This window comes from Bradyrhizobium pachyrhizi (assembly GCF_001189245.1).
GTDB classification, from domain to species: domain Bacteria; phylum Pseudomonadota; class Alphaproteobacteria; order Rhizobiales; family Xanthobacteraceae; genus Bradyrhizobium; species Bradyrhizobium pachyrhizi.
In genome coordinates this window covers 62,564-68,079 of record NZ_LFIQ01000051.1, presented here as the reverse complement: position 1 = coordinate 68,079, position 5,516 = coordinate 62,564, and the positions used below count along the sequence as shown (strand labels likewise).

General features: G+C 65.4%; 5 protein-coding genes. 4 read left to right on the top strand and 1 reads right to left on the bottom strand.

What is annotated here, in order from left to right; translation table 11 throughout:
* Positions 1–528, bottom strand: a 528-nt coding sequence (locus AKL29_RS08600; protein WP_244481848.1) for a GntR family transcriptional regulator, incomplete at its 3' end; no start/stop codon positions are given.
* 132 nt (positions 529–660) lie between these two features.
* On the opposite strand from AKL29_RS08600, the gene AKL29_RS08595 reads away from it, so the two are divergent.
* From AKL29_RS08595 to AKL29_RS08580, 4 genes are all read left to right on the top strand, one after another.
* Positions 661–1,863, top strand: coding sequence for a pyridoxal-phosphate-dependent aminotransferase family protein (locus AKL29_RS08595; RefSeq protein ID WP_050383830.1), 1,203 nt, complete (start codon positions 661–663; stop codon positions 1,861–1,863).
* A gap of 61 nt (positions 1,864–1,924) precedes the next feature.
* A complete protein-coding gene (locus tag AKL29_RS08590) occupies positions 1,925–3,208 on the top strand; it encodes an MFS transporter (protein WP_050383829.1) in 1,284 nt (427 codons plus the stop codon).
* 128 nt (positions 3,209–3,336) lie between these two features.
* Positions 3,337–4,530, top strand: a complete 1,194-nt coding sequence (locus AKL29_RS08585) for a pyridoxal-phosphate-dependent aminotransferase family protein (RefSeq protein ID WP_050383828.1) — start codon at positions 3,337–3,339, stop codon at positions 4,528–4,530.
* 47 nt (positions 4,531–4,577) lie between these two features.
* Entirely contained in the window at positions 4,578–5,375 is a 798-nt protein-coding gene (locus AKL29_RS08580) for an enoyl-CoA hydratase/isomerase family protein (RefSeq protein WP_050383827.1), read from the top strand.
* The last annotated feature ends 141 nt before the right edge of the window (positions 5,376–5,516 follow it).

The window sequence follows — 5,516 nt, the reverse complement described above, 5'->3', positions numbered from 1 at the left end:
GCCGGCGAAGTTGGCGTAGGTCGCCTTCAGCGCCTCGTTGCGCGCGGCCGCAACGATGCTCTCGTGGATTTGCTGGTTGGTCTGGAAATAGCCGTGCATGTCGCGGTGCAGATAATGGCCGTACATCTCGTAGTGCAGGCGCTCGATCGCGACGATTTCCTCGTCGGTGATGATCTCGCATGCCAGTCGTCCGGCGAGGCTCTCGAGCCCGGCCATGACGTCGAACAGCTCCTCGAGGTCGCGCGGGCTGAGCCGGCGCACCCGCGCGCCGCGGTTGGGCAAGAGCTCGATCAGGCCTTCGGCGGCCAGCACCTTGAGCGCTTCGCGCAGCGGCGTCCTGGAGATGCCCAGCATCTCGCAGAGCTGCCGCTCTGGAACGCGGGCGCCCTCGGGAATGTTGCCTTCCACCACATAGTCGCGGAGCCGCAGCAGGATCTCGCCGTGAAGCGAGGCCTCCTGGCGGTCGCCGCCGTTGCCGGCGGCGGGCGGGCTGATCGGAACCCCGGCTTCGGGAATCGCGGATTTCATATTCTGAACAATAATTTGCCGGCGCGGTCGCGTCGATGCTTTCAATCGAATACCAAAATTGGATTGAAAAGACAAAAAATGAATGCAAAATAACTCGCCGAGGAGTCGAAATCCGGCGATTGGGAGGTTCTCATGCATCAAGGGCGCCATTTTCTGCAGATTCCAGGGCCGAGCCCGGTCCCGGATCGCATTCTTCGGGCGATGGACATGCCGGTCATCGACCACCGCAGCGCCGAATTCGCCGCGCTCGGCCGTGCCGTGCTCGAGGGCAGCCAGAAGGTGTTTCAGACCAGGGGTCCGGTGGTGATCTTCCCGTCATCCGGGACCGGCGCCTGGGAGGCCGCGATCGTCAATACCCTGTCGCCGGGCGACAAGGTCCTGATGGTCGAGACCGGCCACTTCGCCACCCTGTGGCGGCAGATGGCCGGCCGCTTTGGCATCGAGGTGGATTTCATGCCCGGCGACTGGCGCCGTGGCGCCGACCCGATCCAGATTGAAGCCAGGCTTGCCGCCGACACCGCGCACAGCATCAAGGCGGTGATGGTCGTCCACAACGAGACCTCGACCGGCGCGACCAGCCGGATCTCGGACATCCGTGCCGCCATCGACCGCACCGCGCATCCGGCGCTCCTGATGGTCGACACCATTTCCTCGCTGGGCTCGGTCGATTACCGGCACGACGAGTGGAAGGTCGACGTCAGCGTCAGCTGCTCGCAGAAGGGCTTCATGCTGCCGCCTGGCCTCGGCTTCAACGCCATCTCGGAGAAGGCGCGCGCCGCGTCGCGCACCAACCGGATGCCGCGCTCCTATTTCGACTGGGAGGAAATGCTGAAGCCGAACGCCAAGGGCTTCTTCCCCTATACGCCGGCGACGAACCTGCTCTACGGGCTGCGCGAGGCGATCGCGATGCTGTTGGAGGAGGGGCTCGACAACGTGTTCGCCCGCCATCAGCGGCTGGCCGCCGCCACGCGCGCCGCCGTCAATCAGTGGGGGCTCGAGGTGCTGTGCCAGGAGCCCTCGGAATTCTCGCCGGTGCTGACCGCGGTGATGATGCCGCCCGGCCATGATGCCGATCAGTTCCGCAAGGTCGTGCTCGACAATTTCAACATGTCGCTCGGCGCCGGCCTGTCGAAGGTCGCGGGCAAGGTGTTCCGCATCGGTCATCTCGGCGAGTGCAACGAGCTGACGCTGCTTGGCGCGCTGACCGGCGTCGAGATGGGGCTGTCGGTCGCCGGCGTCCCGCATCGCCCGGGAGGCGTCGAGGCCGCGATGCGGCTTCTCGAGCAGCGCGACCAGCGCAACGCGTCGTCGCATCTGAAGGTGGTCAGCACCTAGCAGCCACGGCATCCGCAGCACAACGAACTCAGAACAATCGCGGATCGGGGGAGGGGATGATATGAGGCTTCGGTTCAAGGCCACCCATGTCGTGTTGGCCATGCTCTGCGTGATGTACTTCATCACCTATGTGGACCGGGTGAACATCGGCACCGCGGCCGGCGAGATCCAGAAGGAGCTCGGCCTGTCCAACACCGAGCTCGGTCTGGTGTTCTCGGCCTTCGCCTATCCGTACCTGCTGTTCCAGGTGATCGGCGGCTGGGTCGGCGATCGCTTCGGGCCGCGCCAGACCTTGTTCTGGTGCGGCATGATCTGGGCCGCGGCGACCATCATGACCGGCTTTGTCCATGGCCTTGCCGCGCTGTTCGTCGCGCGTTTCGCGCTGGGGTTCGGCGAAGGCGCGACATTTCCGACCGCGACGCGCGCGATGCAGTACTGGACGCCTGCGAACCGCCGCGGCTTCGCGCAAGGCCTGACGCATTCGTTCGCACGGCTCGGCAATGCGATCACTCCGCCGGTGGTCGCGCTCCTGATCCTCTGGCTGACCTGGCGCGGCGCGTTCGTCGTGCTCGGCGTTGTCAGCCTGATCTGGGGCATCGCGTGGGTCTGGTATTTCCGCAACGAGCCGCGGGACCATGGCTCGATCACCGCGGCCGAGCTTGCGACCTTGCCGCCGCGTCCGCAGGGCGAGCGGCCGAAGGTGCCGTGGGGACCGCTGCTGCAGCGGATGTGGCCGGTGACGCTGACCTATTTCTGCTACGGCTGGTGCCTGTGGCTCTATCTCAACTGGCTGCCGCTGTTCTTCAAGAACAACTACAGCCTCGATCTGAAGAACTCGGCGCTGTTCGCATCCGGCGTGTTCTTTGCCGGCGTCGTCGGCGACAGCGTCGGCGGCGTCATCTCCGACCGCATTCTCGAGCGCACCGGCAATGTACGGCTGGCGCGGCTCAGCGTGACGGTCGTGGGCTTCGCCGGCGCGCTGCTGTCGCTGATGCCGATCCTGTTCGTTCACGACATCACGGTGGTGGCGCTCTGCCTGTCGGCCGGATTCTTCTGTGCCGAGCTCGTGATCGGGCCCATGTGGTCGATCCCGATGGACATCGCGGCGAAATATTCCGGCACCGCCGCGGGGATCATGAACACCGGCTCGGCTTTCGCGGCCATCGTCTCGCCGCTGGTCGCCGGCTTCGTCATCGACGCCACCGGAAACTGGTACCTGCCGTTCCTGATGTCGATGGGCCTGCTGCTGGTCGGCGGTTTCTCGGCGTTCCTGATGCATCCCGAGCGGCCGTTCGAGGAGACGAACGAATCGGTGGTGCCGGGCAAGGTGGTGGCCGCCGAATGAGGCGCTGCCGGCCCGGCGGAGCGCCGTCAGATATGCATGACCGACCCCCGCCGGGCCTAGGACAAACCCGGCGAATAGTGATATGCGAGCGGCTCACCACGACCAAGACGAGACCGGGAAAGACGCTCATGACCGTGCATACTGGAAGGCATTTTCTGCAGATTCCGGGACCGACCAACGTGCCGGACCGGGTGCTGCGGGCCATGGATATGCCGACCATGGACCATCGCGGTCCCGAGTTCGCCGAGATCGGTTTTGCCGTGCTTTCTGCGATGCAGCGTGTGTTCCGGACCAAGCAGCCCGTGATCATCTACCCGTCGTCGGGGACCGGCGCCTGGGAGGCCGCGATCGTCAACACGCTGCAGCCCGGCGACAAGGTCCTGATGTGCGAGACCGGGCAGTTCGCCGTGCTGTGGCATGGCATTGCCGACAAGTTCAAGCTCGACGTCGACTTCATATCGGGCGACTGGCGCCACGGCGCCGACCTCGAGCAGATCGAGGCCAGGCTGTCCGCCGACAAGGCGCACAAGATCAAGGCGGTCTGCGTGGTCCATAACGAGACCTCGACCGCCTGCGTCACCTATCCGCGCGACGTCCGCAAGATCCTCGACACGTTGAAGCATCCGGCGCTCTTGATGGTCGACACCATATCCGGCCTCGGCTCGCTGGAATATGAGCATGATGCCTGGGGCATCGATGTCTCCATCGCCGGCTCCCAGAAGGGGCTGATGCTGCCGCCCGGCCTCGGCTTCAACGCCGTGTCGGAGAAGGCGCTCGCCGTGGCCAAGGCCAATCCGGGCATGCGCTCCTATTGGGATTGGCAGGAAGTCATCAACATCAACAAGGCCGGCACCTGGCCGTATACGCCCGCCACCAACCTCCTGTTCGGCCTGCGCGAGGCCGTGAAGATGCTGGAGGAGGAGGGCCTCGAGAACGTCTTCGCCCGCCACAAGCGCCACAGCGAAGCGACGCGCGCGGCGATCAAGGTCTGGGGCCTCGAGACACAATGCCAGGAGCAGGGCGCACACTCGCCGGCGCTGACCGCGGTGCGGGTACCCGACGGCCACGATGCCGATCATTTCCGCAAGGTCGTGCTGGAGAATTTCGACATGTCGCTCGGCACCGGCCTCAACAAGGTCAAGGGCAAGGTGTTCCGGATCGGGCATATCGGCCACTTCAACGACCTGATGCTGATGGGCACGCTGTCCGGCGTCGAGATGGGGCTCGATCTGGCCAAGGTGCCGCATCGCAGCGGCGGCGTGCTGGCGGCGATGGAGGTCCTGAAGGGCCGCGACGCCGCACAGTCGAGGGCTGTCGCTTAAAGGGCTGTCGCCTGAAATCGAATCGCAAACAACAGAAAGAGCGAGACATGAACGCGCCCGTCACTTCGACCGAAGACCTGATCTACTCCGTCGAGGACGGGATCGCGCGCATCACGTTCAACCGGCCGCAGGCGCGCAATGCGCTGACCTTTGCGATGTACGAGCAGATGGCCGCGATATGCGAGAACATCAATCAGGATCACTCCATCAAGGTGCTGATCATGACCGGCGCGGGCGACAAGGCGTTCGCCTCGGGCACCGACATCTCGCAGTTCCGCGCGTTCAAGACGGCGCAGGATGCGCTCGACTATGAGGCGCGGATCGATCGCGTGCTGGGAACGCTCGAGCAGTGCCGTGTGCCTGTGATCGCGGCGATCGCCGGCGCGTGCACCGGCGGTGGCGCCGGCATCGCCGCCTGCTGCGATATCCGGATCGGCACCGAGGCGACGCGGATCGGCTTCCCGATCGCGCGCACGCTCGGCAACTGCCTCTCGATGTCCAACATCTCGCGGCTGGTGTCGCTGATCGGTCCGGCGCGGACCAAGGATCTGATCTTCAAGGCGCGCCTCGTCGAGGCGCCGGAAGCGCTGGCGCTCGGGCTGTTGAACGAAGTCGTCCCCGATGTGGAAACGTTGCAGCGCCGCGCCACCGAGACGGCGAAGCTCGTCGCCGGCCACGCGCCGATCACGCTCGAAGTGACCAAGGAAGCGGTCCGCCGCATCCGCCGCACGCTGTCGCGCGAGGAGGGCGAGGACCTGATCCTGCGCGCCTATATGAGCGAGGATTTCCGCGAGGGCATGGACGCCTTCCTCAACAAGCGTGCGCCCAACTTCAAAGGCAAGTAACGGGGGCTGGGTGACAGAAGGCCGCGGGCTCGCCGAACCGAGGTCTCCGTCGTCATTCCGGGCTCTCGCGGAGCCTGTCATCGGGCGGCGCTCTGCGCCGACCCGTTGGCGAACCCCGGAATGACGGATGGGCTAGGGGTT

What these genes read in the sequence shown, in the direction of transcription:
- AKL29_RS08595 (WP_050383830.1), top strand. Translation starts at nt 661, where the DNA reads ATGCATCAAGGGCGCCATTTTCTGCAGATTCCAGGGCCGAGCCCGGTC.
- AKL29_RS08590 (WP_050383829.1), top strand. Translation starts at nt 1,925, where the DNA reads ATGAGGCTTCGGTTCAAGGCCACCCATGTCGTGTTGGCCATGCTCTGC.
- AKL29_RS08585 (WP_050383828.1), top strand. Translation starts at nt 3,337, where the DNA reads ATGACCGTGCATACTGGAAGGCATTTTCTGCAGATTCCGGGACCGACC.
- AKL29_RS08580 (WP_050383827.1), top strand. Translation starts at nt 4,578, where the DNA reads ATGAACGCGCCCGTCACTTCGACCGAAGACCTGATCTACTCCGTCGAG.